General features: G+C 68.2%; 18 protein-coding genes. 16 read left to right on the top strand and 2 right to left on the bottom strand.

The window, feature by feature from the left end:
• Positions 1-144: 144 nt before the first annotated feature.
• The 16 genes from FMM06_RS08685 to dksA all read left to right on the top strand — a co-directional run bounded on the left by FMM06_RS08685 (position 145) and on the right by dksA (position 15,939).
• The gene (locus FMM06_RS08685; RefSeq protein ID WP_144237159.1) at positions 145-1,164 is read left to right on the top strand and encodes a substrate-binding domain-containing protein; all 1,020 of its coding nucleotides are present in this window, start codon (positions 145-147) and stop codon (positions 1,162-1,164) included.
• A gap of 82 nt (positions 1,165-1,246) precedes the next feature.
• Complete coding sequence (gene pstC / locus FMM06_RS08680; protein ID WP_144236857.1) at positions 1,247-2,647, top strand: phosphate ABC transporter permease subunit PstC; 1,401 nt, start codon at positions 1,247-1,249, stop codon at positions 2,645-2,647.
• Positions 2,648-2,649: 2 nt separating this feature from the next.
• Positions 2,650-3,969 (top strand): phosphate ABC transporter permease PstA, encoded by a 1,320-nt coding sequence (pstA, locus tag FMM06_RS08675; RefSeq protein WP_407925190.1) that lies wholly within the window; start codon positions 2,650-2,652, stop codon positions 3,967-3,969.
• A 65-nt stretch (positions 3,970-4,034) separates the two neighbouring features.
• Positions 4,035-4,781, top strand: coding sequence for a phosphate ABC transporter ATP-binding protein PstB (gene pstB, locus FMM06_RS08670; protein WP_235889241.1), 747 nt, complete (start codon positions 4,035-4,037; stop codon positions 4,779-4,781).
• A 22-nt stretch (positions 4,782-4,803) separates the two neighbouring features.
• Positions 4,804-5,517 carry a phosphate signaling complex protein PhoU gene (gene phoU, locus FMM06_RS08665; protein ID WP_144236855.1) on the top strand — a complete coding sequence of 238 codons (714 nt, stop codon included), beginning with the start codon at positions 4,804-4,806 and terminating at the stop codon, positions 5,515-5,517.
• Positions 5,518-5,522: 5 nt separating this feature from the next.
• Positions 5,523-6,227: a phosphate regulon transcriptional regulator PhoB gene (gene phoB, locus FMM06_RS08660; protein ID WP_144236854.1), complete on the top strand. Its 705-nt coding sequence runs from the start codon at positions 5,523-5,525 to the stop codon at positions 6,225-6,227.
• A gap of 191 nt (positions 6,228-6,418) precedes the next feature.
• Positions 6,419-7,315 carry an SDR family oxidoreductase gene (locus tag FMM06_RS08655; RefSeq protein ID WP_144236853.1) on the top strand — a complete coding sequence of 299 codons (897 nt, stop codon included), beginning with the start codon at positions 6,419-6,421 and terminating at the stop codon, positions 7,313-7,315.
• A gap of 58 nt (positions 7,316-7,373) precedes the next feature.
• On the top strand, positions 7,374-7,937 hold the full coding sequence (efp, locus tag FMM06_RS08650; protein ID WP_144236852.1) for an elongation factor P: 564 nt from the start codon (positions 7,374-7,376) through the stop codon (positions 7,935-7,937).
• 3 nt (positions 7,938-7,940) lie between these two features.
• Entirely contained in the window at positions 7,941-8,738 is a 798-nt protein-coding gene (locus tag FMM06_RS08645) for an inositol monophosphatase family protein (protein WP_144236851.1), read from the top strand.
• A 49-nt stretch (positions 8,739-8,787) separates the two neighbouring features.
• Positions 8,788-10,401, top strand: a complete 1,614-nt coding sequence (locus tag FMM06_RS08640; RefSeq protein ID WP_144236850.1) for a M20/M25/M40 family metallo-hydrolase — start codon at positions 8,788-8,790, stop codon at positions 10,399-10,401.
• A gap of 58 nt (positions 10,402-10,459) precedes the next feature.
• Positions 10,460-11,308, top strand: a complete 849-nt coding sequence (locus FMM06_RS08635; protein WP_144236849.1) for a M23 family metallopeptidase — start codon at positions 10,460-10,462, stop codon at positions 11,306-11,308.
• 31 nt (positions 11,309-11,339) lie between these two features.
• On the top strand, positions 11,340-12,668 hold the full coding sequence (gene rimO / locus FMM06_RS08630) for a 30S ribosomal protein S12 methylthiotransferase RimO (protein ID WP_144236848.1): 1,329 nt from the start codon (positions 11,340-11,342) through the stop codon (positions 12,666-12,668).
• Positions 12,665-14,041, top strand: a complete 1,377-nt coding sequence (locus FMM06_RS08625; protein WP_144236847.1) for a leucyl aminopeptidase family protein — start codon at positions 12,665-12,667, stop codon at positions 14,039-14,041. Before rimO ends, FMM06_RS08625 begins: the two co-directional genes overlap by 4 nt.
• Before the next feature lie 107 nt (positions 14,042-14,148).
• On the top strand, positions 14,149-14,502 hold the full coding sequence (locus FMM06_RS08620; RefSeq protein ID WP_144236846.1) for a MarR family winged helix-turn-helix transcriptional regulator: 354 nt from the start codon (positions 14,149-14,151) through the stop codon (positions 14,500-14,502).
• Positions 14,503-14,506: 4 nt separating this feature from the next.
• Positions 14,507-15,370 (top strand): C40 family peptidase, encoded by an 864-nt coding sequence (locus FMM06_RS08615; protein ID WP_185965106.1) that lies wholly within the window; start codon positions 14,507-14,509, stop codon positions 15,368-15,370.
• 125 nt (positions 15,371-15,495) lie between these two features.
• Positions 15,496-15,939, top strand: coding sequence for an RNA polymerase-binding protein DksA (dksA, locus tag FMM06_RS08610; RefSeq protein ID WP_144236844.1), 444 nt, complete (start codon positions 15,496-15,498; stop codon positions 15,937-15,939).
• A 1-nt stretch (position 15,940) separates the two neighbouring features.
• Here the strand turns inward: dksA and FMM06_RS08605 are convergent, their stop codons facing one another.
• Together FMM06_RS08605 and queF are read right to left on the bottom strand one after the other, a co-directional pair.
• Entirely contained in the window at positions 15,941-17,035 is a 1,095-nt protein-coding gene (locus FMM06_RS08605; protein WP_144236843.1) for an alpha/beta fold hydrolase, read from the bottom strand.
• Positions 17,035-17,484 carry a preQ(1) synthase gene (queF, locus tag FMM06_RS08600; RefSeq protein WP_144236842.1) on the bottom strand — a complete coding sequence of 150 codons (450 nt, stop codon included), beginning with the start codon at positions 17,482-17,484 and terminating at the stop codon, positions 17,035-17,037. Before queF ends, FMM06_RS08605 begins: the two co-directional genes overlap by 1 nt.
• Positions 17,485-17,565: the final 81 nt, after the last annotated feature.

The following is a 17,565-nucleotide window of genomic DNA, read 5'->3' as shown; positions in this document are numbered from 1 at the left end:
GTCACAATTCTGAAGCTTGCGAGTCATACAAGGCACATCATCCGAGCTTAAGCCACCTTTACAGCGAATGCTGTGCCATCCGGGCAGCACGCGGTGTTCGGCTTTGGGCAAACCGAGGAGAATCACGTGACTAACAAGTTTTTGATGGCCGGCTGTGCGGGCCTCGCGATGTTCGCTGCCGCTGGTGCTGCCGAGGCGCGCACGCAGATCCGCATCGTCGGTTCGTCGACCGTCTATCCGTTCACCACTGCCGTCGCCGAGCAGTTCAAGCGCAGCTATCCGCAGTTCTCGGCGCCGATCGTCGAGTCGACCGGCACCGGCGGCGGCATCAAGCTGTTCTGCTCGGGCGTCGGTGAGCAGTATCCCGACTTCGTCAACGCCTCGCGCCGCATCAAGGCCAGCGAAGTCAAGGCGTGCCAGGCCAACGGCGTGACCGGCATCATCGAGATCCAGATCGGCATCGACGGCCTGACCATCGCCCAGGCGCGCAGCGGCAAGTTCGCCAGCCTGAGCGAGCTCGACGTCTACAAGGCGCTCGCCGCCACGCCGTTCGGCAAGAAGAACACCTACAAGACCTGGAACCAGGTCAACCCGAAGCTGCCGAACATCAAGATCGAGGTTCTCGGCCCGCCGCCGACGAGCGGCACGCGCGACGCCTTCAACGACCTCTACATGCTGAAGGGTTGCGAGACCAACCCGTCGATGGTCGCCCTGAAGAAGTCGGACGAGAACAAGCACAAGACGATCTGCACCAAGGTGCGTGAAGATGGTCCCTACGTCGAAGCCGGCGAGAACGACAACCTGATCGTCCAGAAGCTCGCCGCCAACCCCAACACGCTGGGCATCTTCGGCTATTCGTACCTCGAAGAGAACGCCGACAAGATCAAGGACGTGCCGATCAACGGTGTCGTCGCGAACTACGAGACGATCGCCAGCTACAAGTATCCGGCGTCGCGCCCGCTCTACATCTACGGCAAGGCGCAGCACATGAAGGCGGTTCGCGGCATGCGCGAGTTCCTCGCCGAGTACACCAAGGACACGACCTGGGGTAAGGGCGGTTATCTGACCCGCCGCGGTCTCGTCGCGTCGCCCGACGCGGTGCGCCAGAAGAACCGCCAGGTCGCCAGCGCGGCGACCCCGCTGAACCCCGCCGACGTCAAGTAACTCAGGCGCTCGAAGCGACGGCGGGTGGGGTGCCCGTCGTCGCTCTTGCGTTGCTGACAACCTACCGGGGGTGTGAAGCGCGATGTCGCTGACCGTCATAACATTGCTGCTGTTCGGGTTGGCGCTCGTCGCCTTCACGGTCGGTCGCGGCCGTGCTGCGGCCTTTCCCGGCGCGAAGGGCGGCGTCATCGCTGCCGACCGCCCGCATTCGCGGCCCAATTATCATGGTGCCTTTGTCGCGCTCGCCGCGCTCGCGCCGGCGCTGATCGTCGTCGCGGCCTGGGGGCTGTTCAGCGAGGGCGTCGTCGGCGACGCCGTGATCGCCAGCGTGCCCGCCGCCGAGCGGCCCGCGACGCCGCTCGACCGCTCGTCGTTCCTGTCCGAGGTCAAGGGCATCGCCAGCGGCGAGATGGAGGCCGGGTTCAACCCCGCGACCGGCCCTGCCGCCAAGGTCTACAACGAGACCCACGACACCTATAACCTGATCGTCGGCGGCATCGCGGCCGTGCTGCTCGCCATCGGCGCAATCTGGGGTCTGGCGCGCCTGAAGCCGAATTTCCGGGCGCGCAACCGCGTCGAGAAGGCCATCATGGGCCTGCTGATCGTCGCCTCGCTCGTCGCGATCCTGACGACCGCCGGCATCGTCGGCTCGCTGATCTTCGAGAGCGCGCGCTTCTTCAATCAGGTGTCGATCATCGAATTCCTGACCAGCACGACCTGGTCGCCGCAGACAGCGTTGCGCGCCGACCAGGTCGGTTCGTCGGGCGCGTTCGGTGCGGTGCCCTTGTTCTGGGGCACGATTTTCATCGGCGCGATCATCGCGATGATCGTCGCGATCCCGCTCGGCCTGATGGCGGCGGTCTATCTGACCCAATACGCCGACAGCCGCGTCCGCTCGTTCCTGAAGCCGCTGCTGGAGGTGCTCGCGGGCGTCCCGACGGTCGTCTACGGCTTCTTCGCCGCGCTGACCGTCGCACCCGCGGTGCGCGACTTCGCGGTGTCGATCGGCCTTGAGAACGCCAGCTCGTCGAGCGCGCTCGCGGCCGGCTCGGTGATGGGCATCATGATCATCCCGTTCGTGTCCTCGATGGCCGACGACGCCCTCAACGCGGTGCCGCAGGCGATGCGTGACGGCAGCTTCGCGATGGGCGCGACCAAGTCCGAGACGGTTCGCAAGGTGCTGCTGCCCGCGGCCCTTCCCGGTATCGTCGGCGGCGTGCTGCTCGCCGTCAGCCGCGCGATCGGCGAGACGATGATCGTCGTCATGGCCGCCGGCCTCGCCGCGAACCTGACCGCCAATCCGTTCGACAGCGTCACCACCGTGACGACGCAGATCGTCGCGCTGCTGACGGGCGATCAGGAGTTCGACAGCCCCAAGACGCTGTCGGCCTTCGCGCTCGGCCTCGTGCTGTTCGTCATCACGCTGATCCTCAACATCTACGCGCTGTCGGTGGTGAAAAAGTACCGGGAGGCATACGAATAGCCATGGCCAGCATGTCCGCCAGCCGCCCCGCTACCGAGACGCTCGCCAGCAAGGCGCCGACCGACTGGTCGGGCCCTGCGATGACCGCGCGCATCAAGGGTCGCTACCGTTCGGAATTCGTCTTCAAGTACGCCGGGCTCGCTGCCTTGGTCGTCGCGGCGCTGTTCCTCGTCTTCCTGCTGTTCACCATCGTCCGCGACGGTGCGTCGGGCTTCCGCTCGACCGACGTCAAGGTCACCGTGACCTACGATCCGACGATCCTGGGCATCGACCAGGCGGCGGCGAAGGGTCCGGGCGGCAAGCAGCTGATCGAGCAGGGCAACTTCCAGGGCCTGCTGACCACCGCGGACACCGGCCTGGGCGTCGGCACCAATGTCGTCAGCGAAGGCGCGTGGCTGGTGCTGCGCGAAGCGGTGATCGCCGACCCATCGCTGCTCGGCAAGACCGCGACCCTCTGGGTGCCGACGCGCAGCAACTTCGACCTGCTCGCCAAGGGCAAGTTCGACCTCGACGCGGCGGACGAGGCACGCGGCGTCAACGATGCCGACATCGCGGCCTACAGGCAGCTCGAAAGCCGCGGGCTGCTGAAGACCGGGTTCAACTGGACCTTCCTGACCAGCGCCGATTCGACGACGCCGGAGCTCGCGGGCATCTGGGGTGCGGCCAAGGGTTCGCTGCTGACGTTGCTGGTGACGCTGGTGCTGTCGTTCCCGGTCGGCATCTTCGCGGCGATCTACCTCGAGGAGTTCGCGCCGAAGAACCGCTGGACCGACATGGTCGAGGTCTCGATCAACAACCTCGCCGCCGTGCCGTCGATCATCTTCGGCCTGCTCGGCCTCGCGGTGTTCCTCAACTTCCTCAACATGCCGCGTTCGGCGCCGATCGTCGGCGGGCTTACGCTCGCGCTGATGACCTTCCCGGTCATCGTCATCGCCGGCCGCGTCGCGATCAAGGCAGTGCCGCCGTCGATCCGCGACGCTGCGCTCGGGGTCGGGGCCTCGCCGGTCCAGGTGGTGTTCCAGCATGTCCTTCCGCTCGCGCTGCCCGGCATCCTGACCGGCACGATCATCGGCATGGCGCGCGCGCTCGGCGAGACCGCGCCGCTGCTGCTGATCGGCATGCGCGCCTTCGTCACCGAGATCCCGAGCGGCCTGTCCAATCCCGCAACCGCACTGCCGGTGCAGGTGTTCCTGTGGTCCGACGACGTGGCGCGCGGCTTCGTCGAGAAGACGTCGGCTGCGATCATCGTCCTGCTTATCTTCCTGATGCTGATGAACAGCGTCGCGATCTATCTCCGCAACCGTTTCGAGAGGCGCTGGTAATGGCTGACCTGAATGCCGGCTCCGTCGTCGCCGCGCGCAATGCCGCCGATGTCGTGACCACCAAGATGACTGCCCGCAACGTCAACGTCTATTACGGTGCCAAGCAGGCACTGAAGGACGTGTCGATCGACGTCAGCCAGGAGAACGTCACCGCGTTCATCGGCCCGTCGGGCTGCGGCAAGTCGACCTTTCTGCGCTGCATGAACCGCATGAACGACACCGTCGCCTCGGCGCGGGTCGAGGGCGAGATCAAGCTCGACGGCGAGGATATCTACAAGGGCGGCATGGACGTCGTGCAGCTGCGCGCGCGCGTCGGCATGGTGTTCCAGAAGCCGAACCCCTTCCCCAAGTCGATCTACGACAACGTCGCCTATGGCCCGCGCATCCACGGGCTGGCGGCGACCAAGGCCGACATGGACGCGATCGTCGAAGGCTCGCTGCGCCGCGCCGGCCTGTGGGACGAGGCCAAGGACCGGCTGGGCGAGAGCGGCACCGCGATGTCGGGCGGGCAGCAGCAGCGCCTGTGCATCGCGCGCGCCATCGCGGTCGACCCCGAGGTCATCCTGATGGATGAGCCGTGCTCGGCGCTCGACCCGATCGCGACCGCGAAGATCGAGGAGCTGATCGACGAGCTGCGCGGCCGCTATGCGATCGTCATCGTCACGCACAACATGCAGCAGGCGGCGCGCGTCAGCCAGAAGACGGCATTCTTCCACCTCGGCACGATGGTCGAGTATGGCGACACGTCGATGATCTTCACCAACCCGTCCGAGCCGCGCACCAAGGACTACATCACCGGCCGCTACGGCTGAGCCCGGTACAGGAGTAAGACACGTGGCCGATCAGACCTCGCATACCGTCAAGTCGTACGACGACGACATTCATCAGCTGCGCTCGCTGATCAGCCAGATGGGCGGGCTGTGCGAGGCGCAGATCATCGACGCGATTGATGCGCTGACCCGCCGCGATGCCGAGGCGGCGCTGAAGGTCGTCGCGACCGACGCGCGCATCGATGCGCTGGAGGGCGAGGCCGAAAAGCTGGCGATCCAGATCATCGCGCTGCGGGCCCCGATGGCCACCGACCTGCGCGAGATCGTCGCCTGCCTGAAGATCAGCTCGGTGCTCGAGCGCATCGGCGACTATGCCAAGAACATCGCCAAGCGTGCCTCGGCACTGGCGCAGGCGGCGCCGATCGAGCCGATGGTCATCGTGCCCGAGATGGCGCGTGTCGTCGCGGTGATGGTCAAGGACGTCCTCGACGCCTTCGTCGACCGCGATCCGGAGTTGGCGCTCGCGGTCTGCCAGCGCGACCAGACGGTCGACAATTTCTACTCCAGCCTGTTCCGCAGCCTGCTGACCTTCATGATGGAAAATCCCCATCACATCACGCCGTCGACGCACCTGCTGTTCATCGCCAAGAACCTGGAGCGCATCGGCGACCATGCGACCAACGTCGCCGAGATGGTGCATTACAGCGCCACCGGCCACCTGATCTCCGAACGGCCGCGCGGCGACGACACGGCCTTCGCGACGTCGGCTGCGGCCTGACCCGCATGAAGCCGCGTATTTTGCTTGTCGAGGACGACGCCAACCTCGTCGAACTCGTTACCTACAACCTCGAGAAGGAGGGCTTCGACGTCGCCACCACCGGTGACGGTGAGGAAGCACTCGTCATGGCCGAGGAGAACCGGCCCGACCTGGTCATCCTCGACTGGATGATCGCCAACCTGTCGGGCATCGAGGTGTGCCGCCGCCTGCGCCGCTCGCCGGCGACCGCGGCACTGCCGATCGTCATGCTGACCGCGCGTGCTGAGGAGGCCGACCGCATCCGCGGGCTCGAGACGGGCGCCGACGATTACGTCACCAAGCCGTTCAGTCCGCGCGAGCTGGTCGCGCGCGTCCGCGCCGTGCTGCGCCGCCTGCGGCCTGCGCTGTCGGGCGGCAATCTCGACTATGCCGGGATCGTCATGGACACCGCCGCGCACCGCGTGACGCGCGACGGGCAGGGCGTCGCACTCGGGCCGACCGAGTTCCGCCTGCTCCGCCACTTCCTCGAGCATCCGGGCCGCGTCTTCTCGCGCGAGCAGCTGCTCGATGCCGTGTGGGGCCGCGACGTCTATGTCGAGCAGCGCACTGTCGACGTCCACATTCGCCGCCTGCGCAAGGCAGTCAACGGCGACGACCTGCCCGACGTGATCCGCACGGTGCGCTCGGCGGGGTATGCGCTGGATCTGGAACCGCAGGTCAAGGCGGCCTAACGACGTGCGTGCCCACCCCTAACCCCTCCCGTACCGCGAGGGGAATCCGCTTGTGCGGGAACGCTCCCCTCTTGCGGGTGCCCTCCCGGTACGGGAGGGGTTAGGGGTGGGCACAGGCCCGCGGGCGACGCACCCACTTCCCCCAACCCCCCCGATCCCCTAAACCGCGCGCTCAACCGACAGGGGCAGACATGACCATTCGTTACGACAACCGCGTCGCCATCGTGACTGGCGCGGGCGGCGGGCTGGGCCGGGCCTATGCGCTCGAACTGGCGAAGCGCGGCGCGAAGGTCGTCGTCAACGATCTCGGCGGCACGCGCGACGGGTCGGGCAGCTCGCTCGACGCCGCGCAGCAGGTGGTCGACGAGATCACGGCCGCCGGCGGCGAGGCGATCGCCAACGGCGCCAGCGTCACCGACGCGGCCGCGGTCGAAAAGATGGTCGCGCTGGTCAAGGAGCGCTGGGGCCGTATCGATATCCTGATCAACAACGCCGGTATCCTGCGCGACCGGACATTCGTGAAGATGAGCCTCGACGACTTCCGCACCGTCATCGACGTCCACCTGATGGGCTCGGTGATCTGCACCAAGGCGGTGTGGGAGACGATGCGCGAGCAGGCCTATGGCCGCGTCCTGATGACCACGAGCTCGACCGGCCTGTACGGAAATTTCGGCCAGGCGAACTACGGCGCGGCGAAACTCGGCCTGGTCGGGCTGATGAAGACGCTGACGCTCGAGGGCGCGAAGTACAACGTCAAGGTCAATACCGTCGCGCCGGTGGCTGCGACGCGCATGACCGAGGACCTGATGCCGCCCGAGATGCTGGCCAAGATGGGGCCCGAGACAGTGGTGCCAGCGGCGCTGTACCTCGTCAGCGAGGACGCGCCCGCCAACGCCATCGTCAACGCCGGCGCCGGGGGCTTCGAGCGCAGCTACGTCACGCTGACCCGCGGCATCCACGTCGGTGCCGACGAGATGACCCCCGAGACGATCGCCGCACGCTGGGACGAGATCAGCGACCGTACCGGCGAGATCGTCCCCGACACCGGCGCTGCGCAGGGCGCGATGGCGCTGGGCGGCATGCGCTGAGGTTGGCAGCAGCGGCCCCCTGCGCTACGACGCGCGCCACATTCATCGAGCGGCAGACATGAAAATCAACGCAGTCGAAATTCGCCCCGGCAATATCATCGAGTACCAGAACGGCCTGTGGCGCGCGGTCAAGATCCAGCACACACAGCCCGGCAAGGGCGGCGCGTACATGCAGGTCGAGCTGAAGAACCTGATGGACGGGCGCAAGACCAACGAGCGCTTCCGCTCGGCCGAGACGGTCGAGAAGGTGCGGCTCGACACGCGCGACTTCCAGTTCCTGTACGCCGAGGGCGAGAGCCTCGTGTTCATGGACAAGCTCAGCTACGACCAGACGACGCTGTCGAAGGACCTGCTGGGCGAGGCCGCGGAGTTCCTGACCGACGGCATGGACGTCGTCATGGAAACCTACGAGGACAAGGCGATCTCGGTCCAGCTGCCCGACCATATCGAGGCGGTGATCGCCGACACCGAGGCGGTCGTGAAGGGTCAGACGGCGTCGTCGAGCTACAAGCCCGCGCGGCTGGAGAACGGCGTGCGTGTCATGGTCCCGCCGTTCATCGGCGTGGGGACGAAAATCGTCGTCGACACCTATGCCAGGGAATATGTCCGGCGGGCGGACTAGCCCATGCCCATCAAATCCGGCCTGATCACGATCATGGAGAAAGCCGCGCGCAAGGCTGCGCCGCGGTTGCGCCGTGACTTCAACGAGACCGAGGCGCTGCAGGTCTCCAAGAAGGGCCCCGCCGATTTCGTCTCGAACGCGGACCGTGCGGCCGAGGCGACGCTGCGCGAAGTGCTCGGCCACGCGCGCCCGGCGTGGGGCATGCTGCTCGAGGAGTCCGGCGAGGTGAAGGGCGAGGACCCCGACCACCGCTGGATCGTCGATCCGCTCGATGGCACCACCAACTTCCTGCACGGCATGCCGCACTTCAGCATCTCGATCGCCGCAGAGGAGCGCGGCGAGGTCGTCGCGGGCCTCGTCTACCAGCCGCTGACCGACGAGAGCTTCTGGGCCGAAAAGGGCAAGGGCGCGTGGCTGCAGGACCGCCGCCTGCGCGTCTCGGCGCGCCGCGACCTGCTCGACTGCGTGATCGCCACCGGCACGCCCTATGGCGGCCACGGCGACGCGCCCGAGTTCATGAAGATCCTGGGCGCGGTCATGCCGCAGGTCGCGGGTATCCGCCGCTTCGGCTCGGCGGCGCTCGACCTGGCATGGGTCGCCGCGGGGCGCTTCGACGGTTTCTGGGAGAGCGGCCTGTCGCACTGGGACGTCGCCGCGGGCATGCTCCTGGTGCGCGAGGCGGGCGGCTTCGTCACCGATTTCCGCGGCAAGGACGGCATGGTCGAGCGCGCCGAGATCATTGCGGGGAACGACCAGGTCCAGTCGAAGCTGCACAAGCTGCTGGCGGGCGCGATCCGCTAGACACACCTGCGATCGCGGATCATAAGCGTCCAAAATCAAAGGGTTTTGCATGAAGTTGCGTTTGTTTGCAGCGTTGCTGCTGAGTACCTCTGCGCCAGTTTTCGCTGCTGAGAATGTAGACCGCGACATGGTCAACCGCATCGTCGACGCCGGGATGAACCACGGCCAGGTCATCGAGACGACCGCCTATCTGTCTGACCGCATCGGCGGGCGCATGACCAACTCGCCGCAGATGCGCGCGGCGGAAGCCTGGACCCAGTCGAAGTTCAAGGCCTGGGGCCTGTCGAACGTCCGCGCCGAGGGTTTCGAATTCGGTCGCGGCTGGTCGATCGACGGCATCGCCGTGCGCATGACCGCGCCGCGCGTCCTGAACCTGCGCGCCATCCCCATCGCCTGGACCCCGCCGACCCCGGGCGCGGTCACCGCCGGCGTCATCGTCGCGCCGATGAAGCGCGAGCGCGACTTCGCCAAGTGGCGCGGCAAGCTCAGGGGCAAGATCGTCATGGTGACGCTGCCCAACGACGGCTCGGAGCCGGCGAAGTCGGTGTTCTCGCGTTACGCCGATGACGACCTGCGCAAGCTCGACACCTACGACCAGCCGACAACCGTTGACGACGCCACCGCCGATCGCGGCCTGCAGCGCCGTCTGTTCGCCGCGAAGCTCGACGCCTTTCTCGCGGCCGAAGGGGCGACCGCGTGGGTTCGCGCGGCGCGGACCGACGGCGGGCTGTTGTTCGGCGAAGGCTCGGGCTTTCGCGCCGACGATGCGCGCCGCGTGCCGGGGATCGAGCTGACCGCCGAGGATTATCGCCGCCTCGCGCGGCTGGCGAAGACCGACGCCGCGCCGACGCTCGAGATCGACAGCCGCGTCCGCTTCCACGACGCCGACACCAAGGCCTACAACATCATCGCCGACTTGCCCGGGCGTGACCCCAAGGCGGGCTACGTGATGGCTGGTGCGCATCTGGATTCGTGGGTCGCTGCCGACGGTGCGACCGACAATGCCGCGGGCTCGGCCGTGGTGATGGAGGCGGCGCGGATCCTCGCGGGTCTCGGCGTCAAGCCGAAGCGCACGATCCGCTTCGCGCTCTGGGCGGGGGAAGAGCAGGGGCTGTTCGGCAGCCTCGCCTATGTCGACCGGCACCTCGCGAGCCGTCCCCCGGAGACCGACCCCGAGCGCCTCAAGGCGGGGTCGTACGCCTATTGGACGCGCAGCTTTCCGATAACGCCGCGCAGCGGCTACGGCGAGCTGGCGGCCTATTTCAACCTCGACAACGGCTCGGGCAAGATCCGCGGCATCTATGCCGAAAACAACGCCGCCGCGGTGCCGATCTTCAAGGAGTGGCTGGCGCCCTTCGCCGGCATGGGCGCGACGACGGTGGCGACCGGCCGCACGGGTTCGACCGATCACGTCTATCTCCAGTCGGTCGGACTGCCCGGCTATCAGTTCATCCAGGACCCGCTCGACTATCCGTCGCGCACCCACCACACCAACCTCGACACGGTCGATCACGTGAAGGCTGCCGACTTGCGCCAGGCGGCGGTGATCATGGCGAGCTTCCTGTGGAATGCCGCGAACCGCGACGCAGCCCTGCCGAAGATGCCGCTGCCGACCAAGCCGTCTCCGACCAACCCGTTCGCCTACCCGGACGACGACGAATAGGCGCGAGCGGTCACGTAGGCGATTCACGCGGGCGGCGGGACAGGCTAAGGCCCGCGCCATGCGTCGCGTCTCCCTCCTGATCCTGCTCGCCCTCGCGGCGTGTGCGCGCACGTCGGCACCGCCGCCGCTGCCGCCGAAGCCCGTGGTCGCCGCACCGCCGCCCAAGCCCGCCTGGGTGGCGCGCAAGGTGGTGGCGGACGCGGTCGAGGGCCCGGGCGGCCGCGTGCATACGGTCAAGGCGGGCGAGACGGGCATCGCCATCGCGCGCGCCTACGGCGTCGAGTGGCAGCGCATCGTGGCGCTCAACAAGCTGCGCGCGCCTTACGTCATCGAGGTCGGCGACCGGCTGATCCTGCCGTCGAAGAAGGTCGTCGCGGCGATGACCCTCGAGCAGCGCGCCGCGGCGTTCCGCATCGACATCGAGGACCTGATCACCGGCGCCGAGCCTGCCGCCCCCGTCACGGTCAAGGCAGCCAAGGCGACGCCGCCGGCGCAGAAGCCGCTGCCCGCGCTCGCCGGCCCGGCGCCGCGCTTCGACTGGCCGATGCCGGGGCGCGTCGTGTCGGGGTTCGGTCCGAAGCCGGGCGGGCGCTTCAACGACGGCGTCAACCTCGATGCGAAGCCCGGCGAGCCGGTGCGCGCGGCGGCCGACGGGGTCGTCGCCTATGCCGGCGACGCGGTCGCAGGGTTCGGCAACCTCGTGCTGGTCAAACATGCCGATGGCTGGGTGAGTGCCTACGCGCACAACTCGGCACTGCTGGTCACGCGCGGCCGCAAGGTGACGCGCGGCGAGACGATCGCCAAGGCCGGGGCGACGGGGGCGGTGACGAGCCCGCAGCTGCATTTCGAGCTGCGGCGCGGGCGGACAGCGGTGGACCCGCTCAAGGTGCTGCCGCAGCGTGGTTGAGACTGCGGCCGAACGCGCCTAAAGCCTGTCGATGCTCCTCACCCTCCCAACGCCGCCCAAGATCGGCATGGTGTCGCTCGGCTGTCCCAAGGCGCTCGTCGATTCCGAACGCATCCTGACCGCGCTGCGCGCCGACGGCTATGCCATGTCGGGCAGCTACGAAGATGCCGACGTCGTGCTGGTCAACACCTGCGGCTTCCTCGACAGCGCCAAGGCAGAGAGCCTCGACGCAATCGGCGAAGCGATCGCCGCCAATGGCCGCGTCATCGTCACCGGTTGCCTGGGGCGCGATGCCGCGCTGATCGAGGCGGCGCACCCGAAGGTGCTCGCCGTCACCGGCCCGCAGCAGTACGAGCAGGTGGTTGCCGCGGTCCGCGCCGCAGCGCCCGTGCCGCCGTCGGCGTATCTCGACCTCGTTCCCGATGTCGGGCTCAAGCTGACGCCGCGGCATTATTCGTATCTGAAGATTTCGGAGGGCTGCAACCACCGTTGCAAGTTCTGCATTATCCCGGCGATCCGCGGCGATCTCGTCAGCCGGCCCGCCAACGCGGTGTTGCGCGAGGCCGAGAAGCTGGTCGCCGCCGGCACGCGCGAGCTGCTGGTGATCAGCCAGGACACGTCGGCCTACGGGGTCGATATCCGTCACGCCGCGTCGCCGCTCAATGGCCGCGAGACACGCGCGCACATCACCGACCTCGCGCGCGAGCTCGGGCAGCTCGGGGCGTGGGTGAGGCTGCACTACATCTACCCGTACCCGCACGTCGACAATCTGATCCCGCTGATGGCCGAGGGGCTGGTGCTGCCGTACCTCGACATCCCGTTCCAGCACGCCAGCCCCGCGGTACTGCGCGCCATGCGCCGTCCGGCGAACGATGCGCGGGTGCTCGAGCGGCTCGACAGCTGGCGCGCGCAGGTGCCCGACATCGCGATTCGTTCGACCTTCGTCGTCGGCTTCCCCGGCGAGACCGACGCCGACTTCGCCTATCTGCTCGACTGGCTCGAGGCGGCGCAGCTCGACCGCATCGGCTGCTTCAAATACGAGGCCGTCGAAGGCGCTGCCGCCAACGACCTGCCCGATCACGTGCCCGAGGCCGTCAAGCAGGAACGCTGGGACCGCTTCATGGCGGCCGCGTCGCGCATCTCGGCGGCGAAGCTGCAGGCCAAGATCGGGCGGACCCTCGACGTGCTGCTCGACGCGGTCGACGACGAGGGCGGCGCAACCGGCCGCTCGAAGGCCGACGCCCCGGGCATCGATGGCGAGGTCCACCTGCGCGACGCGCACGGCCTGAAGGTCGGCGACATCGTCCGCGTGACGATCGAGGACGCCGACGACTATGACCTGTTCGGGGTCGCGGCGTGACCGACTTCGCAGCGCTCCTGCAGCTCGACCAGCGCCAGCCGGCGCGCGACCTGCACCTCGTTGCAGCCCGGGGTTACGACGCGTGGCGCGCGACGCTGGGGGGTCGCCAGCGGGCGCAGCTCTCGGCAGCGCGCTTTGCCGCCAAGCCGGGCGAGGTCGCGATCCTGCCCGGTGACGGCGACGACGACTGGTCCGTCGCGGTCGGCGGTGACGACCTGGCCGACCCCTGGGCTCTCGCGAGCGCGGCGGCGAAGCTGCCCGGCGGCACCTACCGCATCGCCGATGCCGGCGCTGCCGGCCTCGGCTGGTGCATCGCGCAGCACCGCTTCGACCGCTACCGCAAGGCCGACGACGAGCAGCCCCCGCGCGTCCTGCTCAGCGGCAATCCCGTCGCAGTGCGCGACACGGTGCGCATGGCGGAGGCGACGGCGCTGGTCCGCGACCTCGTCGACACGCCCGCCAACGACCTCGACCCCGCAGCACTCGCCGAGGCGATCGTCGCGCAGGGCCGGCTGTTCGGCGCGACCGTAAACGTCATCAAGGGCGAGGGCCTGCGCGACGGCTTTCCCGCGGTGCACGCCGTCGGGCGCGCGGCAGCTGCGACGCCGCGGCTGATCGAGCTGACGTGGGGCGACCCCGCACACCCCAGGCTGACCATCGTCGGCAAGGGCGTCACCTTCGATTCGGGCGGGCTCGACATCAAGGGCGCCAGCGGCATGGCGCTGATGAAGAAGGACATGGGGGGCGCGGCGCATGCGCTGGCGCTCGCCCGCCTCGTCATGCAGGCCGACCTGCCCGTGCGGCTGCGACTGATCGTCCCGGCAGTCGAGAACGCCATCGCCGGCAACGCCTTCCGGCCGGGCGACGTGATCGCAACGCGCAAAGGCCTGACGGTCGAGATCGGCAATACCGATGCGGAGGGGCGGCTGATCCTGGCGGATGCGCTGACACTGGCGCAGGAGGACGATCCCGACTGGCTGATCGACTTCGCAACGCTGACCGGCGCGGCGCGCGTTGCGCTGGGGCCCGAACTGCCGGCGATGTTCAGCAACGACGAGGGGCTTGCGGCCGCGCTGCTCGCCGGCGGCACGGCGACACGGGACCCGCTGTGGCGCATGCCGCTGTGGCCGGGCTACCGCGACATGCTCAAGTCGCCGCTCGCCGATCTCGGCAACGCGCCGGAGGGCGGGTTTGCCGGCGCGATCACCGCCGCGCTGTTTCTGGAGCGCTTCATCGACGACGGACGGCGGTGGGCACATTTCGACACATTCGCATGGACACCGGTGTCAAAGCCGGGCCGGCCGAAGGGCGGCGAGGCGCTTGGATTGCGCGCCGCGTGGGCGGCCGTACAGGGTATTTACCTATGTTACTGACAAATTATTCATGTCATTGATGCAACATTATGACCGAGCCGGGGGTTGGAACGGAATGATCGCGGAGGCGTCGTGTCTCGACGCTGCGGCAAGGTTAAAGGTGTGTGATGCGTATGCAACCGACAGATTCAGCCCCTTCCGAGGGTCTCTCAAGCTGGATGGGGACGCTGATCGGCTATGTTCAGTCGGCGCGCCCGGATCTCACCAATCGCCAGATGGCGCTCCTGCTGGTGGTCTACCTCACCGACGGTCCGCACACCGTCCGCGGCCTGGCGTCGCGGCTGAAGGTGTCGAAGCCCGTCGTCACGAGGGCGCTCAACACGCTCGGCGCGCTCGGCTATCTTCGCCGCCAGAAGGACGAGAGCGACCTGCGCAACATCTTCGTCGAGCGTACGCCCTCTGGTTCGGCATTCCTCGATGAGTTCGAGGGTCTCATCGCTCGCGAGGCCGCCAGCAACTGACGCAGTGCGTCAGGCACGCCTGACGGGCCCGTCGCGGCGCCTCGATCCGCGGACGCATGCGTATCGCGCCGATATTGCCGACATAGCGCTGGCGGGCCGTATGGTCTCGCCGCGCTTTGTCGTTGGTGTGGCGATGGCGGCCGCGGGCGTGGTGCCGATGCGCGCCGCGGCGTCGCCCGATGCCACGCAGACCAGCGAACTGCTGCCCGGCGAGAGCTTCACCATATTCGATCGCAGTGGCGACTGGGCCTGGGGGCAGGGTGCCAGCGACGCCTATGTCGGCTGGGTCGAATTCTCGGGGCTCACGGCACCACTTGCCGGACCCACCCAGACCATCACCGCCGCGCAGGCCCTGCTGTTCAGCGCGCCGTCGCTCAAGTCGCCGGTGCGCGGCGTGTTGCCGCTGGGCGCGGTCGTGTCGCTCGGCGACGCCGAAGGTGATTATGTCTCCACCGGTGGCGGCTGGATCCATCGCCGTCACGTCGCGCCGCTGACGGGCGATCCGGTCGATCTTGCAGGGCAGTTTGTCGGGACACCGTACCACTGGGGCGGGCGCACACGGGCCGGTATCGACTGCTCGGGGCTGGTGCAGGCGGTGCTGACCGCGCACGGCGTCGAGTGCCCGCGCGACAGCGACCAGCAGCGCGCGGCTTTCCCCGCGGTTGACCCAGCGGCGCGGCAGCGTGGCGACCTGATCTTCGTTCCCGGCCATGTCGGGATCCTCGTCGAGCCCGGCCTGCTGCTGCACGCCAACGCCTGGTGGATGACAACGCTGGTCGAGCCCCTCGACGAATTCCTGAGCCGGCTGGAAGCCCGCGAATTCAACGTGGCGCGACCCCCTTGTGGCACCATTGCGGCCCCGCTATAGGCGCGCCACAGGGGAGCCGACGGCTGATGTCGATCAATTCGACAGGCTCGGCGGCAGGGAGCGGCGGCCAGCGGTGACCGGGAAAATCCGGCGCCACTTGCCCCGCCCGAGTGGGAGACACGCGAATGTCCGACGTAGCTGTGATGCACGCCGACGACGCGGCCGGAGCGGAACCGTACCGCCCGCACGCTGACGAGCCGTTCATGAACGAGCGGCAGCTCGCCTATTTCCGCGCCAAGCTAATCGCATGGCGTGACGAAATCCTGAAGGAAGCCAATCAGACGCTCGCGACGCTGCAGGTCGAATCGCTGCGCGAGCCCGACGTCAACGACCGTGCGAGTTCGGAGACCGACTGGGGGATCGAGCTGCGCACCCGCGACCGGCAGCGCAAGCTGATCTCCAAGATCGAATCCGCGCTCCGCCGCGTCGACGCGGGCGAGTACGGCTATTGCGAAGTCACCGGCGAGCCGATCTCGCTCCAGCGCCTCGAAGCCCGCCCGATCGCGACGATGACCCTCGAAGCGCAGGAGCGCCACGAGCGCTACGAGAAGGTCACCCGCGAGGAATAGGTCAGGGCGCGACGTCGCCGGCCTTGGCGGCGATCGGCCGGGCGACGGTGACGAGGGTGTTGAGCAGCTTGCCGGGCTCCTCGCTCGTGATGTGGTGGCCCGACCGCTCGAACCACACGAGGCGCTTCGACGGCGCCTTCAGCTTCGCGAACCATTCGGCGGCGACGTCGCTCGACACGCTCTGGTCGTGGCGGCCATTCAGCAGGATCATCGGCACTTTCAGCGTGCCGATCGTCGACAGGTCGGCGGCGAGGATCTGCGGCAGCAGCGCCTGCGTCACCGGCGGCTGGCCCTTGAAGGCGTTGCGAACATCGTCGTCGCTGTATTCGGGGGCGAACCTGAGCGCTGCGAGCTCGAACGCGGCGCCCGTTCGCCGCCACACCGCGCCGCCATACTGGTTGAGCCATTTGCGCTGCAGCAGGATCGACGCCGTCGGGATCGGTGCGGTGCCCACCGCATAGGGCGCGATCGAGGTCAGTTCGCGGACCGCCTCGGCATTTCCCGCTGCCTTCGCCTGCGCCATCGCCCAGGCCCAGCCGCGGCGCTCGCTTTCGCGGCCGTCGGTGATCTGGCCCATGCCGATATAGGCGTGGAGCCACTCGGGGTGCGCGGCGGCGAGGCGCAGGCCGAGCATGCTGCCCCAGCTGTGACCGAGCACGAAGACGCGGTCCTTGCCGAAGCGCTTGCGTGCCCATTGCACGACCTCCTCGGCGTCGCGCTGATAACGTTCGGGCGTCAGCAGCGCCGGGTCGTTGGGGCCGCTGGCGGTATAGGTCTTGCCGGCGTTGCGCTGGTCCCAGTGGACGACGGTGAAATACTCGTCCCAGCCGCGGCCCCACCACCAGTCGAGCGGCATCTCGACGAAGCCCGGTCCGCCGTGGAAATAGATGATGACCGGGTTGCGCACGTCCTGGCTGCGGATCGACAGGACCTGGTCGATCCCGCCTATGCGCACCGTCTCGACCGCCTGCACCCCGTCGGGGCTGACGATCCTGCGCAGCTCGGCGATGACGCCGACCGCTTCCGACCGCGGCGCCTGCGCGTGGGCTGGCGCCATGAGCGAGGCGACCACAAGCGCCGCGGCAAGCCGCCGCATCAGCCGCGGCCCCGGTACGGCGCGACCCCCTGGTCGGGCAGCCAGACCCCGGCGGGTGGCGGGCCGCTCTGCCAGAACACGTCGATCGGGATGCCGCCGCGGGGGTACCAATAGCCGCCGATGCGCAGCCACTTGGGGGCCATCTCGTCGAACAGGCGCTGGCCGATGCCGACGGTGCAATCCTCGTGGAAGCCTGCGTGGTTGCGGAAGGAGCCCAGGAACAGCTTGAGCGACTTCGACTCGACGATGGTCGCCGCAGGCACATATTCGATGACGAGATGCGCGAAATCGGGCTGGCCGGTGACCGGGCACAGCGAGGTGAACTCGGGGACGGCGAAGCGCACCAGATAGTCGGTGCCGGGCCGCGGATTGGCGGGATAGTCGAGCACCGCGTCGGCGGGCGTGGCGGGCAGCGCGCTGGCGCGGCCGAGGTGGGTCAGGTCGGTCATCGCGGCGCTGTAGCAGCCGCGACAAGGGATGACACGCCCCGACGCCGGGTCTATGGCGTGCCGCTGACTGACAGGAGCGGA

Source organism: Glacieibacterium frigidum (assembly GCF_007097155.1).
Classification (GTDB): Bacteria; Pseudomonadota; Alphaproteobacteria; order Sphingomonadales; family Sphingomonadaceae; genus Glacieibacterium; species Glacieibacterium frigidum.
Note: the sequence above shows the minus strand (reverse complement) of the source record. Positions and strands in the feature narration are given on the sequence as shown.